This is a genomic window from Streptomyces lunalinharesii (assembly GCF_039532155.1).
GTDB lineage: Bacteria > Actinomycetota > Actinomycetes > Streptomycetales > Streptomycetaceae > Streptomyces > Streptomyces lunalinharesii.
Genome location: NZ_BAAARK010000011.1, coordinates 203,272 through 225,001, shown reverse-complemented (window position 1 = coordinate 225,001; position 21,730 = coordinate 203,272). Strand labels below are relative to the sequence as shown.

The 21,730-nt window shown below is 71.0% G+C and carries 17 protein-coding genes; 12 read left to right on the top strand and 5 right to left on the bottom strand.

What is annotated here, in order from left to right; all coding sequences use genetic code 11:
* Positions 1-236 precede the first annotated feature (236 nt).
* Positions 237-968: an SseB family protein gene (locus ABD385_RS19505; protein ID WP_344577571.1), complete on the top strand. Its 732-nt coding sequence runs from the start codon at positions 237-239 to the stop codon at positions 966-968.
* 101 nt (positions 969-1,069) lie between these two features.
* On the top strand, positions 1,070-1,837 hold the full coding sequence (locus tag ABD385_RS19500; RefSeq protein WP_344577567.1) for an MIP family channel protein: 768 nt from the start codon (positions 1,070-1,072) through the stop codon (positions 1,835-1,837).
* An 86-nt stretch (positions 1,838-1,923) separates the two neighbouring features.
* Here ABD385_RS19500 and ABD385_RS19495 read toward each other — a convergent pair whose 3' ends face one another.
* The gene (locus tag ABD385_RS19495) at positions 1,924-2,313 is read right to left on the bottom strand and encodes a DUF1844 domain-containing protein (RefSeq protein ID WP_344577565.1); all 390 of its coding nucleotides are present in this window, start codon (positions 2,311-2,313) and stop codon (positions 1,924-1,926) included.
* A 358-nt stretch (positions 2,314-2,671) separates the two neighbouring features.
* Between ABD385_RS19495 and infC the strand changes: the two genes are divergently transcribed.
* The 9 genes from infC (at position 2,672) to ABD385_RS19450 (ending at position 12,387) form a co-directional block, all read left to right on the top strand.
* On the top strand, positions 2,672-3,367 hold the full coding sequence (infC, locus tag ABD385_RS19490) for a translation initiation factor IF-3 (RefSeq protein ID WP_344577598.1): 696 nt from the start codon (positions 2,672-2,674) through the stop codon (positions 3,365-3,367).
* Positions 3,368-3,490: 123 nt separating this feature from the next.
* Positions 3,491-3,685 (top strand): 50S ribosomal protein L35, encoded by a 195-nt coding sequence (rpmI, locus tag ABD385_RS19485; RefSeq protein WP_016576627.1) that lies wholly within the window; start codon positions 3,491-3,493, stop codon positions 3,683-3,685.
* Between the two features lie 106 nt (positions 3,686-3,791).
* Complete coding sequence (rplT, locus tag ABD385_RS19480) at positions 3,792-4,178, top strand: 50S ribosomal protein L20 (protein ID WP_016576626.1); 387 nt, start codon at positions 3,792-3,794, stop codon at positions 4,176-4,178.
* A 213-nt stretch (positions 4,179-4,391) separates the two neighbouring features.
* A complete protein-coding gene (locus tag ABD385_RS19475) occupies positions 4,392-5,255 on the top strand; it encodes a TrmH family RNA methyltransferase (RefSeq protein ID WP_344577560.1) in 864 nt (287 codons plus the stop codon).
* A gap of 74 nt (positions 5,256-5,329) precedes the next feature.
* Entirely contained in the window at positions 5,330-6,445 is a 1,116-nt protein-coding gene (locus ABD385_RS19470) for a sensor histidine kinase (RefSeq protein ID WP_344577553.1), read from the top strand.
* Positions 6,446-6,619: 174 nt separating this feature from the next.
* Complete coding sequence (gene pheS, locus ABD385_RS19465; protein WP_016576623.1) at positions 6,620-7,744, top strand: phenylalanine--tRNA ligase subunit alpha; 1,125 nt, start codon at positions 6,620-6,622, stop codon at positions 7,742-7,744.
* Positions 7,744-10,269, top strand: coding sequence for a phenylalanine--tRNA ligase subunit beta (gene pheT, locus ABD385_RS19460; RefSeq protein WP_344577541.1), 2,526 nt, complete (start codon positions 7,744-7,746; stop codon positions 10,267-10,269). The genes pheS and pheT overlap by 1 nt, the downstream gene beginning before the upstream one ends.
* Positions 10,270-10,470: 201 nt before the next feature.
* Positions 10,471-11,808 carry an NsdA family TPR-like regulatory protein gene (locus ABD385_RS19455; RefSeq protein WP_344577539.1) on the top strand — a complete coding sequence of 446 codons (1,338 nt, stop codon included), beginning with the start codon at positions 10,471-10,473 and terminating at the stop codon, positions 11,806-11,808.
* Positions 11,809-11,856: 48 nt separating this feature from the next.
* Positions 11,857-12,387: an NUDIX domain-containing protein gene (locus tag ABD385_RS19450; RefSeq protein ID WP_344577535.1), complete on the top strand. Its 531-nt coding sequence runs from the start codon at positions 11,857-11,859 to the stop codon at positions 12,385-12,387.
* A 12-nt stretch (positions 12,388-12,399) separates the two neighbouring features.
* On the opposite strand, the gene ABD385_RS19445 is transcribed toward ABD385_RS19450, so the two are convergent.
* Together ABD385_RS19445 and ABD385_RS19440 are read right to left on the bottom strand one after the other, a co-directional pair.
* A complete protein-coding gene (locus ABD385_RS19445) occupies positions 12,400-12,657 on the bottom strand; it encodes a hypothetical protein (protein WP_344577532.1) in 258 nt (85 codons plus the stop codon).
* Between the two features lie 1,056 nt (positions 12,658-13,713).
* Positions 13,714-16,977, bottom strand: coding sequence for an AfsR/SARP family transcriptional regulator (locus ABD385_RS19440; RefSeq protein WP_344577528.1), 3,264 nt, complete (start codon positions 16,975-16,977; stop codon positions 13,714-13,716).
* Positions 16,978-17,254: 277 nt separating this feature from the next.
* On the opposite strand from ABD385_RS19440, the gene ABD385_RS19435 reads away from it, so the two are divergent.
* Positions 17,255-19,387, top strand: a complete 2,133-nt coding sequence (locus ABD385_RS19435; protein WP_344577524.1) for a tetratricopeptide repeat protein — start codon at positions 17,255-17,257, stop codon at positions 19,385-19,387.
* Positions 19,388-19,542: 155 nt separating this feature from the next.
* Here ABD385_RS19435 and ABD385_RS19430 read toward each other — a convergent pair whose 3' ends face one another.
* The gene (locus ABD385_RS19430) at positions 19,543-20,181 is read right to left on the bottom strand and encodes a hypothetical protein (RefSeq protein WP_344577522.1); all 639 of its coding nucleotides are present in this window, start codon (positions 20,179-20,181) and stop codon (positions 19,543-19,545) included.
* Positions 20,178-21,449, bottom strand: a complete 1,272-nt coding sequence (locus ABD385_RS19425; RefSeq protein WP_344577519.1) for a hypothetical protein — start codon at positions 21,447-21,449, stop codon at positions 20,178-20,180. The genes ABD385_RS19430 and ABD385_RS19425 overlap by 4 nt, the downstream gene beginning before the upstream one ends.
* Between the last annotated feature and the right edge of the window lie 281 nt (positions 21,450-21,730).

The following is a 21,730-nucleotide window of genomic DNA, read 5'->3' as shown; positions in this document are numbered from 1 at the left end:
TCGCGGACCCCCACCCACCCCCTCCCACCCACAAACGGGAGGGGACGGGGCTGTGGGGTTGGGGGTTGTCGGACGTAAAGCGCAGCAGTCCGACAACCCCCAACCCCACAGCCCCGGCACCGCACCCAAATCAGCCCCGCGCAGCGGCCCCGCCGAAGGCGCAAAAGAAACACCCCCAAGGCGGCAAACCCCACAACGCGGGAAGCCCCCAAACGCCAGCGGATACCCTCGGCCCCGTGCAAAAGAACATCCCCACCCCCGGCTTCGCCGACGACGACGGCTCCGCAGACCCCGCCCTCGCCGCGGCACTCGCGGCATACGCGGCGGACCCCGGCACCGAACCCGCCCTCCTGACGGCCCTGGCCGACGCCCGCCTCCTGGTCCCGGTCGTGGCGGTCCTCGGCGAGGTCGAGACCGGCCCCGACGGGCTGCGCCGGGAGAAGACCAGCGACATGGCGGTGCCCACCCTGACCGCCCCCGACGGGCGTCGCGCCCTCCCCGCCTTCACCTCCATGGAGACCCTCCAGCGCTGGCGCCCGGACGCCCGCCCGGTCGCGGTGCCGCTGCGGCAGGCCCTGTCGGCCGCCGCGCACGAGCAGGCCGACACGGTCGTCATCGACCTGGCCGGTCCGGCCACGTACCAGCTGACCGGCGCCGCCCTGCGCGCCCTCGCCGAGGGCCGGACCACCGCCGATCCGCTCGCCGACCCGGCCGTGACCGAGGCGCTGCGCGCCGTCCTCGCCGCCGAGCCCGCGGTTCTCCTGGCGCACCTGACGCCGTCCGCGGAGACCGACGGCACCCTCGCCCTCGGCCTGGCCCCGGGTACGGTCCCCGCCGAGGCCGCCCAGCGGCTGGCGCAGGCGCTGTCCACGGACGAGACCCTCCGCGGCCGGCTGGTCCGCGGACTGGACCTGGCCCTCCTCCCGCCGGGTGCCGAAGCCGCCGGGGAGCCGCTCTACCAGCGCTGATCCGCCGGATTCCGCTCGTGTGCCGCCCGCGCCCAACGGGCGGCTTCGTGCTCCGGGCCGCACAATGCGAGGAGAGCTCAAGATCCACGCGAGGAGAGCCCATGGAGACCACGGAGACCCGCACGGTCGTATCCGAATTCCTCGGCACGCTGCTCCTGGTGTTCTTCGCCGTCGGCGCGGCAGTGCTGGCCGGCGAATACATCGGCACCTTCGGCATCGCCCTGGCCTTCGGATTCGTCATGCTGGCGCTTGCCTACACCCTCGGCCCGATCTCGGGCTGCCACATCAACCCCGCGGTGACGCTCGGCATGCTGTTGGCCCGGCGCATCACGGTCCGTACGGCCGTCGAGTACTGGATCGCGCAGATCCTCGGCGGCATCGTCGGTGCGGCCCTGCTCTTCCTGGTCGCCAAGCAGGTGCCGGGGCTCCAGACCCACGCCGCGTTCGGCACGAACGGCTGGGGCGACCGCTCGGCGGTGCACATCAACCTCGGCGGCGCGTTCGTCGCCGAGATCGTGATGACGTTCCTGTTCGTCTTCGTGGTGCTCGGCGTCACCCACAAGGTGGCGGTGCTGGGCTTCGGCGGCCTGGCGATCGGCCTGGCCCTGGGCACCGTCCACCTCATCGGCATCCCGCTGGACGGCACCTCGGTGAACCCGGCGCGGAGCCTCGGCCCGGCGATCTTCGCGGGCGGTGCGGCCATCACCCAGGTGTGGCTCTTCATCATCGCGCCCCTGATCGGCGGCGCGCTGGCGGCGCTGGTGCACCAGATCACCCACCCGCCGCAGGAGCCGGTCGTGGTCGCCGACCGGGCCGCCCGCGGCGAGCCCAGCACGCCGGACGAGCCGGCGTCCGGCGACCGTGTCTGAGGCGCCCGCCACGCCCCGCGACGACGACGAGCCCCGGCCGCATGGCGGCCGGGGCTCGTCGTCGCGTGCGGGTCCGCCCGCCGGGCTCAGCCGTAGACCGGCCCGGTGAACTTCTCGCCGGGGCCCTGGCCCGGCTCGTCCGGCACCACGGACGCCTCGCGGAAGGCGAGCTGGAGCGACTTCAGGCCGTCCCGCAGCGGTGCCGCGTGGTAGGAGCCGATCTCGGTGGCGCTGGCGGTGACCAGACCGGCCAGCGCCTGGATGAGCTTGCGGGCCTCGTCGAGGTCCTTGTGGTCCTCGCCGTCCTCGGCGAGCCCGAGGTTGACCGCCGCCGAGCTCATCAGGTGCACCGCGACCGTGGTGATGACCTCGACGGCCGGGACCTCCGAGATGTCCCGGGTCATGGTCTCGAAGTCGGGCCGCGCCGGGCCGGCGGCCTCCGGGTCGGCCGGCTGCTGGGGGGTCTGCTCGCTCATGGGCTGGGGCTTCACTTCCTGCTGAGGGGTCGCCCCCCAGCCTATGGCCCTCGTCCGGCGGTCCCGCGCCCGGGAGCCGCCGTCCCCGGGGACGGCGGGTGTCCGGCCGTACGGCGACCGTCACCCGTCCGCACGAGAGTGCGGCTCCCCTCTTGACTCGTGTATTCTGGTTGCTGCGACCGGCCGGACACATAGGTGACCGGCCCACAAGTGGAGGCTCCGATCTCCCACCCGACCGATCTCAGGTTGGCGGGTCAACGGTCCGGCTGCGCCCCGCGGATGTTTCGCGGCGGTGCTCCTGATCCACGTGGAGCCCCGCCTGTGTCCCGTCGGGGCATTTTTTGATGTACCGGCGCGGTTGGTCACACCGAACAGACGTTACGCGGCAGTCCGCCAGGCCGTCGCGTGGTGCTACCGAGGAGGATCCATCAGCGCCGAGCCCCGCATCAACGACCGGATTCGCGTCCCCGAGGTGCGACTCGTCGGTCCCAGTGGCGAGCAGGTCGGCATTGTGCCGCTTGCCAAGGCCCTGGAGCTTGCGCAGGAGTACGACCTCGACCTGGTCGAGGTGGCGGCGAACGCCCGTCCGCCGGTCTGCAAGCTCATGGACTACGGAAAGTTCAAGTACGAGTCGGCAATGAAGGCCCGTGAGGCGCGCAAGAACCAGGCGCACACGGTCATCAAGGAGATGAAGCTCCGGCCGAAGATCGACCCGCACGACTACGACACCAAAAAGGGTCACGTCGTTCGGTTCCTCAAGCAGGGTGACAAGGTCAAGATCACGATCATGTTCCGTGGTCGCGAGCAGTCCCGCCCCGAACTGGGCTTCCGACTGCTCCAGCGGCTCGCGGAGGACGTCCAGGACCTCGGCTTCATCGAGTCGAACCCGAAGCAGGACGGCCGGAACATGATCATGGTCCTCGGTCCGCACAAGAAGAAGACCGAGGCGATGGCCGAGGCCCGCGAGGCGCAGGCTGCCCGCAAGGCGGAGCGCCAGGGTGGTGCTCCCGCGGAGGCTGTTGAGGCGCCCGCCGAGGAGCCCGCCGAGGCGTGACCTCTTGGGTGAGTTGCCCCGGATGCACGCCGGGGCACCCGCCCCGGAATAACCGACACATCTGACGCTCCCACATGCCGGTCCCCGCCGGTGGGAGCGCCACTGACGAGGAGAGAACGGCGCATGCCGAAGAACAAGACGCACAGCGGTGCCAGCAAGCGCTTCAAGGTCACCGGCTCCGGCAAGGTGCTGCGCGAGCGCGCCGGCAAGCGCCACCTGCTCGAGCACAAGTCGTCCCGCGTGACGCGTCGCCTCACCGGCAACGCCGAGATGGCCCCGGGCGACGCCGCGAAGATCAAGAAGCTTCTCGGCAAGTGAGCCGGGGCGCGCCGCCACACGGGCGGGGCGCACCGACCGAACCGGGACCCACGTCGAACCGGGTCGTGTGACGAACAACCACGACCCCGCTACAAGGAGTTAACAAGTGGCACGCGTCAAGCGGGCAGTCAACGCTCACAAGAAGCGCCGGGCGATCCTGGAGCAGGCCAGCGGTTACCGCGGCCAGCGCTCCCGCCTGTACCGCAAGGCCAAGGAGCAGGTGACCCACTCCTTCGTCTACAACTACAACGACCGCAAGAAGCGCAAGGGCGACTTCCGTCAGCTGTGGATCCAGCGCATCAACGCCGCTGCCCGCGCCAACGGCATGACCTACAACCGCTTCATCCAGGGTCTGAAGGCCGCCAACATCGAGGTGGACCGCAAGATCCTCGCCGACCTGGCCGTGACCGACGCCAACGCGTTCGCCGCGCTGGTCGAGGCCGCCCAGAAGGCGCTGCCGAGCGACGTCAACGCCCCGAAGGCCGCCGCCTGAAGCGCAGTCTGACAGCGTGCCGACGTCGTGACGACGTCGTGAGTGCGGACCCGTGGGCCCCGGCCTGCGGGTCCGCCGCGTTTCCGGGCCCTTCCCCGGGCCCTCGGTCCGCCCCCGCCCCTCGACGCCGTACGAGCGGGGACCCCTGAGCGGGGGAGACCCCCTGCGCCCGACCGGGCGCCCGCACCGAACGAAAGAAGCGAGCCGCCGCCGATGGGCACCCCCGAGCTGATCTCCCCGCGTTCCCCGCGCGTCGCCGCCGCCCGGCGTCTGGCCCGCCGCCACTTCCGGGGCAAGGAACGCCGGTTCATCGCCGAGGGCCCGCAGGCCGTCCGCGAGGCCGTCGCGCACCGGGTCGGTGCAGCGCCCACCCTCATCGAGCTGTTCGCCACCGTCGAGGCGGCCGAGCGGCACGTCGAGATCGTCGAGGCGGCCCGGGCGGCCGGGGTGCCGGTGCACTTCGCCGACGACCGGACCGTCGCCGACGTCTCGCAGACCGTCACCCCGCAGGGGCTGGTGGGCGTCTGCCGCTTCCTGGACTCGCCGTTCGAGGAGGTCCTCGCCGCCCGCCCGCAGTTGGTCGCGGTGCTGGCCAACGTCCGGGACCCCGGAAACGCCGGTACGGTGCTGCGCTGCGCGGACGCCGCGGGTGCCGACGCGGTGGTGCTGACCGACGCCTCGGTGGACCTCTACAACCCCAAGTCGGTGCGGGCGTCGGTGGGTTCGCTCTTCCACCTGCCGGTCGCGGTGGGCGTACCGGTCGAGCAGGTCGTCACCGGGTTGCAGGGCGTCGGGGTGCGGATCGTCGCCGCCGACGGGGCCGGCGACCGCGATCTGGACGCGGAGTTGGACGCCGGCGCGATGGGCGGGCCGACCGCCTGGGTGTTCGGCAACGAGGCGTGGGGGCTGCCCGCGGAGACCCGGGCGCTGGCGGACGCCGTCGTGCGGGTGCCGATCCACGGCAAGGCCGAGAGCCTCAACCTGGCGACCGCCGCCGCGGTGTGCCTGTACGCCTCCGCGCGCGCCCAGCGCACCACCGGAGGCTGCCGCGCGACGTCACCCGCCGGAGGGGCGTAGCCGCGATCCCGACGGTCGGGCCGGGCCGAGCTAGTAGTCTTGCCAGCTCCGGCCCGGAAGGGGGTAACACGGCGATGACGGCGAGGACTTCGGCCAGCACTGCCGCCGCTGACGAGCGCCCGTCCGAGGTGGCCGGCGCGGTCCTCGGCCTGACCCCCGACGACCTCCCCGACGGCCTGGTCGTCGCCGACGAGCACGGTCGGGTGATCTGCTTCAACGCCGCCGCCGCCCGGATCACCGGAATCGAGCCGCCGGCCGCGCTGGGGCGGCCGGTCGGGGACGCGCTGCCGTTGCAGGACCTGGAGGGCCGGCGCTGGTGGCAGCTGACCGACCCGTACGGAGGGCTCGCCATCCGGCGCGGCCAGCCGGAGCGGAACCTGCTGCTCGGGGGCCGCGAGGTGCTGGTCTCCGCCCGCTACGTCCGCACCCGGCCCACCGGCCCGGTGCGGCGCCTGGTGATCGCGCTGCGCGGCACCGAGGCGCGCCGGCGCACCGAGCTGAGCCATGCCGAGCTGATCGCCACCGTCGCCCACGAGCTGCGCTCGCCGCTCACCTCCGTCAAGGGCTTCACCGCCACCCTCCTCCAGAAGTGGGAACGCTTCACCGACGACCAGAAGCGGCTGATGCTGGAGACGGTGGACGCCGACGCCAACCGCGTCACCCGGTTGATCGCCGAGCTGCTGGACATCTCCCGGATCGACTCCGGGCGGCTGGAGGTCCGCCGCCAGCGGGTCGACATGATCGCCGCGGTCCGGCGGCACGTGCAGGCGCAGACCACCGCGGGCCAGCTGCCGGACCGCTTCTTGATCCGGTTGCGGGAGCCGCTGCCCGATCTGTGGGCAGATCCGGACAAGGTGGACCAGGTGCTGGGCAACCTCCTGGAAAACGCGGTGCGCCACGGCGAGGGAACCGTCACCATCGAGGTCGGACCGGTGAAGGACACCAGTGGGGGAGGGGGGACGAGCGTCACCGTGAGCGACGAGGGTCCCGGCATCCCCGAGGAGTCGATGAGCCGCGTGTTCACCCGTTTCTGGCGGGGCAGCAAGCGCGGCGGCACCGGGCTGGGCCTCTACATCGTCAAGGGCATCGTCGAGGCCCACGGCGGCACGATCACGGTCGGCCGGGCCCCGGCCGGCGGCGCCCAGTTCCGATTTAGCCTGCCCGTCGCGACCCCGGCCTTCCTGGCCTGAGGGGGCGGCGGGCGCCCCGCGTCGGCCCGGACGGGGTCGACGGCGGGTCCGGGAGGGCCCGCCCCTTAGACTTGACCTTTGGCACCTTTGGCGCACAGGCATCGCGGACACGCGGGCGCAGAGCCGAGGCGAAGCCAGCCGCGCCAAGCCACACCACCGGAAGCACGGGAAGAGATGTCCGCACCCAATAAGTCGTACGACCCTGTCGAGGTCGAAGCCCTGAAACCGGAAGAGATCGCCCGACGGGTCGATGAGGCGCTGGCCGCCATCGCCGCCGCGGGGGACCTCGACGCGCTCGCCCAGGCGAAGATCGCGCACGCCGGTGGCACGTCGCCGCTCGCCCTCGCCAACCGTGAGATCGGCGCCCTCCCCCCGCACGCCAAGGCGGACGCCGGCAAGCGCGTCGGCCAGGCCCGCGGCCGGGTCAACCAGGCGCTCAAGGTCCGCCAGGAAGAGCTGGAGGCGGAGCGCGACGCGCGCGTCCTGGTCGAGGAGGCGGTGGACGTCACGCTGCCGTACGACCGGGTTCCGGCCGGCGCCCGGCATCCGCTGACCACCTTCATGGAGCGGGTCGCCGACGTCTTCGTCGCCATGGGCTACGAGGTCGCCGAGGGCCCCGAGGTCGAGGCGGAGTGGTTCAACTTCGACGCCCTGAACTTCGTGCCGGACCACCCGGCGCGCCAGATGCAGGACACCTTCTTCGTGCGGGGCAACGGCACCGAGGGCGACGAGTCCGGCGTGGTGCTGCGCACCCACACCTCGCCGGTGCAGGCCCGTACGCTGGTCGACCGCGAGCCGCCGGTCTACGTCGTCTGCCCGGGGCGGGTCTACCGCACCGACGAGCTGGACGCCACGCACTCGCCGGTCTTCCACCAGATCGAGCTGCTCGCCGTCGACGAGGGCCTGACCATGGCGGACCTCAAGGGCACCCTGGACCACATGGTCCAGGCGCTGTTCGGTCCGGACATGAAGACCCGGCTGCGGCCGAACTACTTCCCGTTCACCGAGCCGTCCGCCGAGATGGACATGGTCTGCTACGTCTGCCGCGGCGCGTCCGTGGGCGACCCGGACCGGCCCTGCCGCACCTGCTCCAGCGAGGGCTGGATCGAGCTGGGCGGCTGCGGGATGGTCAACCCCAAGGTGCTGATCGCCTGCGGCGTCGACCCCGAGAAGTACAGCGGCTTCGCCTTCGGGTTCGGAATCGACCGGATGCTGATGTTCCGGCACAACGTGGAAGACATGCGCGACATGTTCGAGGGCGACGTCCGGTTCACCCGGCCGTTCGGGATGGAGATCTGATGCGGGTCCCGCTTTCTTGGCTGCGGGAGTACGTCGACCTGCCGGCGACGACGACCGGCCGTGACCTGCAGGAGAAGCTGATCGGGGTCGGCCTGGAGGTCGAGACCGTCGAGCGGCTCGGCGAGGGCCTGACGGGTCCGCTGGTCGTCGGCCAGGTGCTGACCATCGAGGAGCTGGACGGCTTCAAGAAGCCGATCCGCTTCTGCACGGTGGACGTCGCCCAGGCCAACGGCACCGGTGAGCCGCAGGAGATCGTCTGCGGTGCCCGCAACTTCGCGGTCGGCGACAAGGTCGTCGTGGTGCTGCCCGGCGCGGTGCTGCCCGGCGACTTCAAGATCGCCGCCCGTAAGACGTACGGCAGGAAGTCGCACGGCATGATCTGCTCCGGCGACGAGCTGGGGATGGGCGACGACGGGTCCGGCGGCATCATCGTGCTGCCCCCGGAGGCCGAGGTCGGCGCCGACGCGATCGAGCTGCTGGAGCTCCGCGACGAGGTGCTGGACATCGCCGTCACCCCGGACCGCGGCTACTGCCTGTCGATGCGCGGCGTGGCCCGCGAGGCGGCCATCGCCTTCGGGCTGCCGCTGCGCGACCCGGCGCTGCTGGACGTGCCGCCGCCGAACGCCGGCGGCTACCCGGTCCAGGTCGGCGACCCGATCGGCTGCGACCGCTTCACCGCGCGCACCGTGACCGGCCTGGAGCCGGAGGCCCGCAGCCCGATCTGGCTCCAGCGCCGGCTGCAGAAGGCCGGTATGCGGCCGGTCTCGCTCGCCGTGGACGTCACCAACTACGTGATGTTGGAGCTGGGCCAGCCGCTGCACGCCTACGACCGTTCGACCGTGGACGGTCCGATCGGCGTGCGCCGCGCCACGCCCGGCGAGGAACTGGTCACCCTGGACGGCACCAAGCGGGTGCTGGACGGCGCGGACCTGGTCATCACCGACAACCGCGGCCCGATCGGGCTGGCCGGTGTCATGGGCGGCGCCAACACCGAGATCGCCGCGCCGGCCGTCGACCCGGAGACCGGGCGGCTGAGCGGCACCACCGACGTGGTGATCGAGGCCGCGCACTTCGACGCGATCACCATCGCCCGGACCGCCCGCCGCCACAAGCTCTCGTCGGAGGCCGCCAAGCGCTTCGAGCGCGGGGTGGACCCGGAGGCGGCGTCCGCGGCCGCGCAGCGGACCGTGGACCTGCTGGTGCTGCTCGCCGGCGGCACCGCGGAGGTGGGCGTCACCGAGGTCGTCTCGCCGCGCGGGCCGCGGACGATCACCATCCCGGCGCACCACCCGGACCGGGTCGCCGGTGTGACGTACGGCCGGGAGACCGTCGTCCGCCGCCTCCAGCAGGTGGGCTGCGACGTCTACGGGCAGGACGAGCTGGTGGTCACCGTGCCGTCCTGGCGCCCCGACCTCAGCGAACCGAACGACCTGGCCGAGGAAGTCATCCGGCTGGAGGGCTACGAGAACCTCCCGTCCACGCTGCCGCTGCCGCCCGCCGGCCGCGGGCTGACGGAGCGTCAGCGCCTGCACCGCCGGGTCGGCCGGGTACTGGCCGGCGCCGGCTACGTCGAGGCGCTGAACTACCCGTTCACCGGCCAGGCGGTGCTGGACCAGCTCGGCATCGAGCCGGACGACCCGCGGCGGGACGCGGTCACCCTGGTGAACCCGCTGTCCGACGAGGAGCCGGACCTGCGCACCACCCTGATCCCCGGGCTGCTGGCCGCGCTGCGCCGCAACTACGGGCGGGGCAACCACGACGTGGCCCTCTTCGAGACCGGCCCGGTGTTCCGGGCGACCGGTCAGGAGCAGCCGGCGCGCCGCCTGGTGGTGGACCGCCGGCCGACCGACGACGAGATCGCGTCGCTGGACGCCTCGCTGCCGCAGCAGCCGCGCCGGGCCGCCGTGGTCCTGGCCGGCGCGCGCGAGCAGGCCGGCTGGTGGGGCTCCGGCTACCCGGCCGGGTGGGCCGACACCATCGAGGCGGGCCGGCGGGTCGCCCGCGAGGCCGGCGTCGAGCTGATCGTGCGTCAGGACCAGCACGCCCCGTGGCACCCGGGCCGGTGCGCGGCGCTGCTCGCCCTCGTCGACGGCGAGGAGGTGCTCGTCGGCAACGCCGGTGAGCTGCACCCGCGCGTCGTCAAGACGCTGGGCCTGCCGGACCGCACCAGCGCGATGGAGATCGACCTGGACCGCCTGGAGCGGGCCGCGGCCGGTGCGCTGAAGGCGCCGCGGATCTCCACGTTCCCGGTCGCCACGCAGGACGTCGCGCTGATCGTCGACGCCTCGGTGGCGACGGCGGACGTCGAGGCCGCCCTCCGGGACGGTGCCGGCGCACTGCTGGAGTCGGTCCGGCTGTTCGACGTCTTCACCGGTGAGCAGGTGGGTGCCGGCAAGAAGTCGCTGGCCTACGCGCTGCGGTTCCGGGCGGACGACCGCACGCTGACCGCCGAGGAGGCCACCACGGCCCGGGACGCGGCGGTCGCCGTCGCGCTGGAGCGGGTGGGCGCGGTCCTGCGCGGCTGACGCCCCGGCCCCGTGCCCCGTACGGGCCCCCGTCCACACTGGTGGGCGGGGGCCCGTACGCGTGCCGCGGGCGGCCGCCACCTGCGCGTCCCCCGGTCGCCGCGTTCCGGCCCCGACCGTTCGCGGCCGGTTCACACGGGGTGCGAACTCCCCCTGATTACGCTGGACTTACGGAGTCCGTACGTCCCTGGGGGGCGAGGCATGGAGCCCAACACGCTGCTCGACGCGATCCTGGACGAGGCCGGCATCTCCCACGCCGGGCTCGCGGCGCGGGTCAACCACCTCGGGCGGCAGCGCGGGCTGGCGCTGCGCTACGAGCACACCGCGGTGGCGCGGTGGCTCAAGGGACAGCGGCCGCGCGGGCAGGTCCCGGACCTGATCTGCGAGATCCTCGGCGAGCGGCTGCACCGGCCGGTGGGGCTGGCCGACATCGGGTTCAGCGGGCCGGACACGCGCCAGGCCCCGGGCACCCCGCTGTCGGGGTTCGTCGAGCGGGCCACCGCGCTGTGGCGGTCCGACGAGCAGCAGCGGCCGCACGTGGTCGCCGCCCCCGCGCTCACCGGGACGTCGGCGATCATCCCGGTGTGGGAGTGGGAGAACCCGCCGGAGGACTTCGACGTCTCGCGCGACGGGGTGGCCCGGGTCGGAATGGCCGACATCGAGATGCTCCGGGTGGCGCGGACCCACTACGAGCAGATGTACCGGAAGGCGGGTGGTGTCGCTACCAGAGCACGCATCGTCGGATTCCTCAACACCGAGGCGGCGCCGCTGCTGCGGGGCAGCTACAGCGATGCGACGGGGCGTCAGCTGCACCGGGCGACCGGTGGGCTGGTGGCCGTCGCGGGCATCTGCGCGTACGACTCGGACGCTCTCGGGCTGGCCCAGCGCTACTTCCATCAGGCGCTGCGGCTGGCGAAGGCCAGCGGGGACCGCGGGCTCGGCGCGTACATCATCGCGCTGTTGGTCAACCAGTCCCTCTTCGTACGGGAACACCGCCAGGCGGTCGCCTTCGCGGAGGCGGCCCTGCGCGCCGCGGGCGGACAGCTCACCCCGGCGCTCTCGGCCGACCTGCACGCCATGCAGGCCAAGGCGTACGCGCGGCTGGGCGACGGCGCCGGCGCACTGGACTGCATCCGGCGGGCCGAGGCCGCGGCGGAGCGGATCCGCCCCGGGATGGAGCCCGCCGAGACGGGCTACGTGCAGCCGGGCCTGGTGAACGTACAAGTGGCGGAGGCGCTGCTCAGCCTGGGGGACCTGCGGGCCGCCCGGGAGCAGGCGGACGCCGCCGTGGACACCCCCGCACACGACCGCGGCCGGGTGCACCGGCTGGCCATGCTCACCCACATCGAGCTGCGCCAAGGGGACACGGACCGGGCCGTGGCCAACGCCGCGGAGATGACGGAGCAGGCTCGGGGCATGGAGTCGCAGCGCCTGCGGGACCGCCTGCGAGCAGTGCGCGAGCATCTGGCGGAGACCGGGAGCTCCGCGACGGACGAGGCTGCCGATCTCATCGACGAGGTGCTGCGCGTTCCGCTGTGACCGGGCTCGTGTCACCTTGCCGGCTCAACAGCGGAAGGTGGCAGTTACGTGCGTTGGAACAATCTCAGCGAAAAGCCGGTCTACGCGAATCCCTGGTTCCGGGTCAACCTGGCCGATGTGGCGCTGCCCGACGGCCGTCACCTGGATCACTTCCTGATCCGGATGCGGGCGGTCGCGGTGGCCACCGCGGTCAACGAGGCCAATGAGGTGCTGCTGCTGTGGCGGCACCGGTTCATCACCGACAGCTGGGGCTGGGAACTGGCCGCCGGCGTCGTGGAGGACGGGGAGGATCCGGCCGCCGCGGCCGCGCGGGAGATGGAGGAGGAGACCGGGTGGCGCCCCGGACCGCTCCACCACCTCCTCACGGTGGAGCCGTCCAACGGCCTCACCGACGCGCGGCACCACATCTACTGGTCCGACCGTGCCGAGTACCTCGGCGTCCCGGAGGACGACTTCGAGTCGGACCGGCGCGAGTGGGTCGACCTCAAGCTGGTGCCCGACATGGTGCTCAGGGGGGAGGTGCCGGCCGCCAACATGGCCGCGGCGCTGCTGATGCTGCACCACATCCGGCTCGGCTGAGGTCGGTCGGAGTCAGCGTCCGGAGAGCTGCCACAAGGTGGCCGCCAGCGCGGCGAGCCCCGTGAGGGCGACGAGCGAGGGCAGTGGCCAGCGGCGGCTCTCCAACCGCGTGACGCGGGCCTGCAGTTCGTCTGCTTCCCGCGTGTTCTGCTCGCAGCGCTCGGCCTGCAACCTGAGCTGGCCGTCGACGGTAGCGGTGCGCACGTCGAGTAGGCGTCTGAGCTCCGCTAAGTCGGCGGTGATCGGATCGGGGTCCCGGTGGGCGGTCACGTTCCGCTCCTCTTTCCTTCTCCTGGTGGCGGTCGGGGGGTTACCCGCACCAGTCAACTGTGCTGCGGAGAAAGGCGGGAGCGTGTGCGGAGGGCCGATCCGGGTCAGCGGTTCACACCCCGTGCGAAGTGACGCACGGTGAGCATTTCGCACGGGGTGCGAAGCGGGCGCACCGAGATGGCGCATTCACACACTGTCATCAACGGCCGGAAGGAGGTTGACTCTTAGGTACGGGGGCCGAAGCCGGCGGTCGGGCGCCCGCCGGCCGGATCCGCCCGCCGAACCATCCCCCGAGCGGCGGGCGGACGGCCCCCGTACCTCCGCCCGCGGAGCGGGCCCGTCAGTAGGAGTAGAACCCCGACCTGCGGTTTCCGGCTCTTCCCGGGGCCTGCGGGGTACTCAGTGCCTCTTCAGGGACAGTTGGCTGTGAGGCGCGGGCGCCTCTGCTCTACGGGCTTCTGGCCTGGCGCACACCCCACGACCCGCTACGCGCGCCGCCACTTCTGCGTCACCGCGCTGCTGGCGGAGGTGGAGGTCGAGAAGGGTGAACCAACTGCTCGACGGACTGGCGGACGTGGAGCTGGCAGGCGGCGGAACCGCTGGAGCGGGGGGTGTTCACGCCGGAGCAGACGTTGCGGGTGCGCTTCAGGCCAGTGTGTAGGAGCGAGGATCGATGGCTAGGGGGGCGTGGGTCCCGCCAGGACCTCGGTCTTGGCGGGACCCACGCCGATGAATTCTTTAGGCGTACTGCTTGACGGACGGATTGCAGATGGTCGGAGCAGTAGCAGCTGAAGTCTCTTGGACCGCGCGGGTGTGTGAGGTAGAAGGGACGACGACTGCCAATGGGTGGGTCGTGGAGGGCGCTTGGGCGGCGGGCGTCGCCACGGTCGGGATGAGGGCGAGCAGACCAATAGAGGCAGCACGCATCATGAGGTTAGCCTTACTTTATTCATGCCCCTGTACCCGTGCGCACATGTGAAGGCACGGTTAATGGGGTCGAGGAAGTGTTGAAGCGTGTGGGCGACGCTACACGGGGCCGCGGATCATTCCTAATCCTCAGTCCGTCGCCCCATTCGAGGTTTGTTGCAGCCGGCCACCCACCCGTGCGGCTGCGCCCTCGTCGCCTAGTTCGCGGAATATGCCAAGGGCATTTTGCCAGAGTGTTTTGGCTGTATCGAGTGCGCCTTCAACGTGCCGGATTTCCGCCAAGGCCTCCAATGCTCGCCCCGTTTCCTCGGGATCCTGGGTGCGACGGGCCAAGAGGAGCGCGGACTCGAAGTGCTCGGCGGCCTGCCGCAGCTGTCGTATGGCGGCTTCCGCGTTCCCCAGGTGGCGTAGGGCGCGGCACTCCTCGTAGCGGGCGCCGATGCTGCGCGCGAGGTCAAGCGCCCGGGTGTGATAGTCGATGGCCTCAGGGAAGCGCCCCAGGTCGTGCTGGGCGGTGCCGAGACCGATGAGTCCGTTGGCCTCGTTCTTCCGGTCACCGAGTCGCTGAAAATCGAGGAGGCAGTCCCGGTAGAGATTTGACGCTTCCTGGGCGTTTCCGGCGAGAGCCGTGACATCTGCGAGGTTGAACCGGGCTATCGCCTCGTCATGCGGATTTCTGATTTCCTTCGCGATATCGAGTGCTTCCTCGATGTACCGTCGAGCGGATGAGATATTTCCCAACCGCACATGGAGATCGCCCAGATTGTTCTTCGTCTTGCCGACAGTCCTCGTATCGCCGGCCCGCTGGGATTCGTCAATTGCTTCCAGGAAACGCTCCTGCGCCTTTTGGTACTCGCCCAGGTGCAGCAGGACGATGGCGATGTTGTTCATGTACTTGGCGCGGTTCGCGGCGTTTCCGGATTCGTTCTGTACGGCGAGCGCCTGCAAGTAGAAGTCCAGCGCCGTCCGATACTTTCCGCGATTCCAGTCGAGCACGCCGAGCGCGCGCAGCGCCTCGCTCTTCGCATCCGGGTCGCCCAGGGTGCGGGCCAGTTCCAGTGCGCGGTGGCAGGCTTCCTCGGCCTGCGGGTAGTGGCCGGTCTGCGCGTGCGCGCCGCCTAGATCCAGCAGGGCGAGGCAGAGCGCGCGCTGGTCATCGGCGCGCTGCCAGTGACTGACGGCGTGCCCGTGCAACCGGTCGGCGTGCGTCCAGTGGCATTCGGCGTCGAGGAAGCCGGCCAGTACGTGACAGAGCTGGGCGGCACGCCCGGGGGAGCCGTGAACGCGGTCGTAGTGCTCTGTGGTGAGGAGGTTGGCGCGTTCGAGGCTCAGCCATGACCGCGCGTCAGCAACATCCCGGAAGGGAGGCAACGGCCAAGGCCCTGGATCGAGTTCACGGTCCAGGCGCAGCCGCTGAGGGTAGATCAGTGCGTCGGCCCGTGACGCAGTACACAGATAAAAATCGGTTAATCGGTTAAGGGCGTTACGCCGCTCGGTCTCGTCGCTCTTGGCGTTGGCCAGGGCGCGCGCGTACTCACCCAGAAGATCATGGAATCGGTACCGATGAGGGGCGGGTTCCTGCAGCAGGTGGCACTGCAGTAATGCCTCAAGGAGCCGCTCGGTTGCCTCCAGCGACCGGTTCAGCAGGGCGGCAGCCGCGTACGGTCCGAACTCCGATCCCAAATGCAGACCGAGCAGGCGGAATGCGGACTGTTGCCCGGGCGTCAGCGTTTGGTACGAGATTTCGAATGCGCGGCCTATTTCGCGGAAGCCGTCCCGGATTTCTCCCAGCCGTCCAGAACCGCGTGTGAGGTGCTCGCGGAGGGTGGCCAGCGTCCATGACGGGTGGGCGCTGAAGCGGTTGGCGACCAGCTCGATCGCCAGCGGCAAATGCCCGCAGAGGCGGACGATTTGCGCGACTTCCCTGGTGTCCTGGCTGCGGTGCTCCCCGGCGAACTGCAGAAAGAGCGCAATCGCGTCCTGTGGCGGCAGTACGTCCAGAGCCAGTGAGTGGGCGCCGGGCAGGCCGGCCAGGTGCAGTCGGCTCGTGACGATCGCCAGGCTGGGGGAGTCGCTGGGGAGGAGGGGGATGACCTGGGAGGGCGAGGCGGCATCGTCCAGGACGAGGATCACCCGCCGGCGCGCCAGCAGGGTGCGCCACAGTGCGGTGCGTTCCTCGACGTCGGCAGGGATGGCGTCGGCGGGGACGCCCAGCAGGCGCAGCAGCATGGCGAGCGCCTGGCCGGCTTCCAGTGGTTCCTGTACGCGCGCGTGGGCGCGGAGATCGAGATAGAGCTGCCCGTCGGGGAACCGGTCGCCCATGTGCCGCGCGGCGTTGATCGCCAGCGCCGTCTTGCCGATCCCGGCCATCCCGGAGATCGATTCCAGGGTGACCACCGACCCGTGGTCGGCAACCGCACGGACGGCCTGGCTCAGCCGCTGTAGCTCCGCCTGCCGTCCGATGAGGGCGGATTGCCGGGGCAGATTGTGCGGTGCAGGCATCACAACGGGCGGTACGGCGCGGGAGGGGGCCGCGACGGACCCGGTGGTCGCGATGGCGCCGGCGGATGCGAGGGACATGGCGGGCTCTGCGGGCCTCGTGGTGGACCCGGCTGAATCGGCGCTCCCGGGGAGCAGGTCCTGCATCGGCGCGCGCCGGAGGATGCGCTGATGGATGTCCGCCAGTTCCTGCCCCGGCTCCGTGCCCAATTCGGCGCGCAGTCTGCGTAAGGCGACCTGGTAGACGCGGAGGGCGTCGGCATGCCGTCTGCATCCGTAGTAGGCGACCATGAGGTGGCCGATCAGTGTTTCGTCGTCGGGGTGCTGGTCCACCAGGTCGGCCAGGTCCCCGACGACGTCGGCAAAACGGTGCAGCCGCAGTTCGAGGGCGATCCGGGAGGACGTGACGCCGAGGCGCCGCTGGGCGAGCTTCCTTCGTGTGCGCTCGGGCCACAGTCCGGGTAGCCCGGCGAGCGCATCGCCCCGCCAGAGACCGTCGGCCTGGTGCAGGAGGTCGATGGCGGTTTTGGTGTCCCCGCCGTCCGCTGTGGAACGGGCCTCGGAGGTCAGGTGCTGGAAGCGGTGCCAGTCGATCGAGCCTGCGTCAGCACGCAGCGCGTAGGTGTGCGCGTGACGTGAGATATGTGGTGTGTCGGGTCCGGAACCGTACTCGCGCAGCGCCTTGCGGATGCGCGACACGTAGACGTGGACGTTCTTACGGTCGTTGGCCGGCGGATCGCCCTCCCAGAGGCGGCCGACGAGCGCATCCAGCGAGACCGGACGGCCGGCTTCCAGCGCGAGTGAGGCCAGGACCAGACGTTCTTTGTCCGAACCGAGGCCGAAACAGCGGCTTTGTGCCACGAGTCCGACCGGGCCGAGCACTTGGATTTCCACCAGCGCCTCCCCCTGGCAGCGCACCCCCCGCCGTTAACGACTATGACAGGGGTCACAAAAGAGGGGCCAGAGGGCCTGACGCAATGGCCGAATTCCTATGCCGTTGCTCTATGTCAGGGTCTCCATGCCGCACTTGATGGGTAGTTACCCTCCGGTCAATGTCCGACCGATCATGTATACGTGATCGATTTGTGAGCGAGGTGATCCACTTTTTGGCGCAGAAGTGATCGGCAGTGGGGTCGGTGGAACTGGGGGGCGGATGGGTCGGGACGGGAACGTGGTCGGCGGCGAGGCGCAGCTCAACGGCCCCGTCATCCAGGCGGGAGAGGTGACCGGCGGCATCCATCTTCATGGCGCCGGGCGACAGTCAGCCCTTCCGGTACCACGCCAACTCCCACCCCTCACGGCCCATTTCATGGGCCGCTCCGACGACCTGGCGGCCCTGGACGATCTGCGTTCCCGGCACGATGGGCACTCGGCGCCGCTGATAGTGGTCAGCGGTCCTGCCGGCGTCGGGAAGACGGCGTTGGTGACACGGTGGCTGCGCGACACCGACGAGGCGTATCCGGACGGCCATCTCTACGCCGACCTGCGCGGGCACTCCCCCGAGGGGCCCGCCGAGCCCGGAGAGATCCTCGGCCAGTTCTTACGTGCCCTCGGAGTGGGCCCGGTCCCGGCTGGGTTGGCCGAACAAGCCGCGCTCTGGCGTTCGGTCACGGCGAACCTCCGGATCGGCATAGTGATCGACAACGTTCTGTCCGCGGCCCAGGTCCGGCCCATCCTGCCCGGCGGCAGTCGAGGACTCACCGTCGTGACCAGCAGAAACCGGCTGACTGGACTGGGCGTGGACGGCGCTCGGGTGTACCACCTAGGCGTCTTGGATCCGGCAGCGGCCGAGGAACTCCTGTCGCGTGGAGTGGGTAGGGAACGGGTGCAGAAGGAGGCCGCGGCGGCTCGCGAGGTGGTTCTGCTGTGCGCCGGCCTCCCCCTGGCCGTATGCCTGGCTGCCGCGCGTCTCGCAGCGCGGCCCCAGCAGCCGCTGCGCGCCCTGGTCGACGCGCTGGCCGAGGACCGTGATCGCCTGGAGGAGTTGACAGTGGAAGGGGAAAAGGCGGTACGCAGCGGGCTGGACGGCTCGTATGCGGTCCTGTCGGAGGGCGCCGCGAGGCTGTACCGGCGTTGGGGCCTGCTGCCGGTGCGGGTATTCGAAGTACGCAGCGCGGCGGCGGTCTGCGGGGTGCCGATGCGGGTGGCCGAGCGGCTGATCGACGCGCTGCTCGAGGCCAATCTGCTCGAGGAGTCCGGGCCTGACGCCTATCGCTTCCATGATCTGGTGCGGCTCCATGCGCGTGAGCGTGGTTTCCTGGACGAGACGGACGACGCCCGAAGCGAGACCCTGCGTCGGGCGTGCGACTGGTACCTGGCGACCGCCACTGAGGCTCAACGGCTGTTGACGCCCATTCAGCTCACCCTGCGGCGGGACTTCGCCTTCTGCCCCGAAGGTCTCCCGCTCCCGTTCGACGACGAGACCGGGGCACTGGAGTGGTTGGCCGCGCACCGACTGGACCTGCTGGAAGCCGTCCGCACCGCGACCGGACAGGGCTGGTACGACACGGGCTGGCAGATCGTCGATGCGATGTGGCCGCTGTTCCTGCGGTTGAGGCACTACGGCCTGTGGATCGAGGCCCACGAACTGGGGCTCGCCGCCGCGGAGCGCGCCGGTGACCGGGCCGCGGAGCGCCAGATGCTCAACTCCGGCGCCATCGGCTTCACCAGCGCGCATCGCATCGACGACGCCATCGACTGGTACCACCGGTCCTTGATCGCCGCGCGCGAGGCCGGCGATGTACGAGACGAAGGACAGGCACTGCACGGTCTGGGCACTTGCCATCGCGAGGCGGGCCGCACGGGGCAGGCCGTCTCGTACCTCTCCCAGGCCATCACGGCGTGGGAGGGTTGCGGATATCAGCGCGGCGCCGCGCTGTCCCGGATCATCGTCGGTGAGATCGCCCTGGAGAGCGGCGACATCGACCGAGCCGTCGACTGTTTCTCCCAGGCGCACACCTTGCTGACCGAGGTACGGGACCCGTACGACGCGGCGCGGGCGCTGGCCTTCCTCGGATACGCGCACACACTGGGCGCAGGCCCGAGGCAACGGGCCGCAGACGCCGGGGCCGATGCCTACGAGCGAGGCATCGGCGAACTCCGGGAGGCGCTGGCCGTATTCGAGGGGTCGGGAGCGACTCATTGGCGGGCCAGGACCTTGGAACTGCTCGGCCGGAGTGCCCAGCACCATGGCGATAGGGCTGCCGCCCGGGAGTTCTACGAGCGTTCCCGGGCGGCTCACCTGCCGCACAGCCCTGATGAGGCGGAGCGGCTGGCAGGGCGGTTGGGCGATCTGGGTGGGTGAAGCTGCTGGGAGGCGGACACTCCCCAGGGGGACTCGACCACAGCCTTGTAAGGGGTGCTCGCACCCCCTACAGGCCCACAACGCGGCGGGCAGCGGCGGTTTTCCCGTTGCCCGCCGCCTGACCGACTCGATGGGCCTCGGTAGGTACCAGGCTCTCAAGCTGTGGACGTAGCGTGCGTCAGAACGACCATCGACGCCAGCTGGCCCCATGGTTGCCCCGCTGCCGCCCAGCCATACAGGCAAGAGGGAAGCAACGCCCGGTCCGCGGCCGTGGGTGGACTTCCGCACCAGGACGGCGCGGGCACCAGCCACGGTCGCACCCGCCCTCGGCCGCCCCGGCGTTCCGCCACTGCCCAGCCCCCGTCATCCAGGGGCAGCGTGGCGAGCCGGCAGCCGACCCGGTCGGCGAGTACGTCCGTCACCCAGCGCAGGGCGTGGTCGCGTGGGCGGGGGACGCTGCCGTGCAGCAGGTCGGCGCACCCGAGCCAGCGTTCTTCGGCACAGAGGTCGATGTCGACCGCGAAGTGGTCGTGCAGGCAGGGCAGCCGGTCTGCATCGGCGCGCTCATCGGTGATCCTGGCCGTCCCGTCGCCCTGCGCAATGACGCAACACACGCCTTCCCTCACGGCCTCCACCACATACGCGCCTCCCGGCGTACCGAGAACCATCCGTAGCGTCGGCGCCCCGGTGCCGGGCAGGGCCCATCGGTCGCCGGCTGCCATGGCAGGTTCGACGCTCACCAGCCGGCCGCCGCGTCGCAGCCATCGGGGCGCATCGGACGTGGCCGCCGTCATGCCGGGACCTCCGACTCTCCTGCGTGCCAGGTGTCCCCGTCATCCCTTGCCACCCAGGTCTGCAGCGTCGGCGGAAGCGGCAAGCGCCGGGTGAGGGCGGGGAACGCGGGCTGGCCGAGGCCCAGGACGCGGTACATCAGCCGCCGCATATTCCGGCTGAACCGGCCGGGTTCGGAGGTGATGCGCGCAGCAATGGCGGCGTAGTCCTGCCGTCGGTATTCGGCCGCCGCATAGTCCAGTTGTTCCAGCAGCCCGTGGGCCGGCGACAGCGTTGGTGCGGTGAGGGCGAGCGCGGCGGCCGGCGATGCGGGGTTGATCTCCCGTTCCGGTGACGCCGCCAACAGGATCGGCGCGTGGGTGAGCGTGCCGTAGAGGGTGACCGAGCCGTGGTCCCCGATGATGCCGTCGGCTGCGATCAGGACCGTTCGCCAGTCCGCCTCGGGCGGCACCACCGCGATGCCCCGCGTCCGGCATTGCGCCAACCAGGCGTGTACCTGCCAGGCCCCGTGCCCGGACCACACATTGGGGTGGACGAGGATGGCCACCCGTAGGGAGTCGTCGTTCAGCTCGCTCAGGAGCCGGGGCAACAGCGTCTCGAACGAGCCGAAGGACGAATGCGGACCCCAGGTGGAGACCACGCCGATCAGCCGCTCCCGGGCGCCGATGCCGAGCGCCCTTCGGTAGGCATCGCGCTGCGGCAGGCTGATCGCCATCCGGTCATGCGCCGGGTCACCGGCCACGACCGCCACAGGAAGGGCCGCTGGGCAGTGACGTGCCAGTTCGCCCGCATCGTCCTTGTGGGGCAGTACGACGGCGGCCGGCAGTGGCCTGCCGTCCGGCACGATGTCCCGCCGGGACAGTCCGGCCACCCACTCCTTGCCCGAAGGCCCCACCCGCTTGAGGTAGTTGGCGCCATGGGGCAGCGTGATCAGCGGGCCCCGGATCTCCTCGACGCCACGCGGACCGGCGGCCAGTACGAGATCGAACTCCATCCGTACTGCTTCCTGCCAGGTGAGCTGCGCACTGCCCAGCCGGCGGAGCAACTGCGCTACCCCGTCGCTGAACTCATGCGGCGGCGCGGTGAACATCACCTGCACGCGGAAGTCCGACTCCAGCAGCGAGAACACCTCCCGCAGCCGCTTCCCGTAGGGCACGGTGTGCACGATGACCAGGATGCGTTTGCGGCCGACCAGCGTCAGCCACTCGCGCTTGCACTCCGATTTCTGGCTCTCCCGTCCCAGCCCGTAGGACGTGGTGATTGCCGACATGACATCCCCCAATGTCTGCTGTCCGACGCCGTCGTCGTGACCGCCGCCTCCCGTTGCCTCCCGCCGATCCGCGGGGCTATGGAGGAGGTGCCCGGGTGGGTGTGCGAAAGGCTTGCTGAGCGGTTGCAGAAAGCTTGCTGCGCGGGATGCCGGCCGCGGCCTAGAGCGTTTGCGCCGGTCAGGGCGTGTTGTTGCCGAACGTCGCCAGCCAGGGGGTGGTCCGAACGGGGCGGAGTGCACGCCGCGTTTGAGTGTCACTGGCGTGGGCGTGTGGTGGTGCC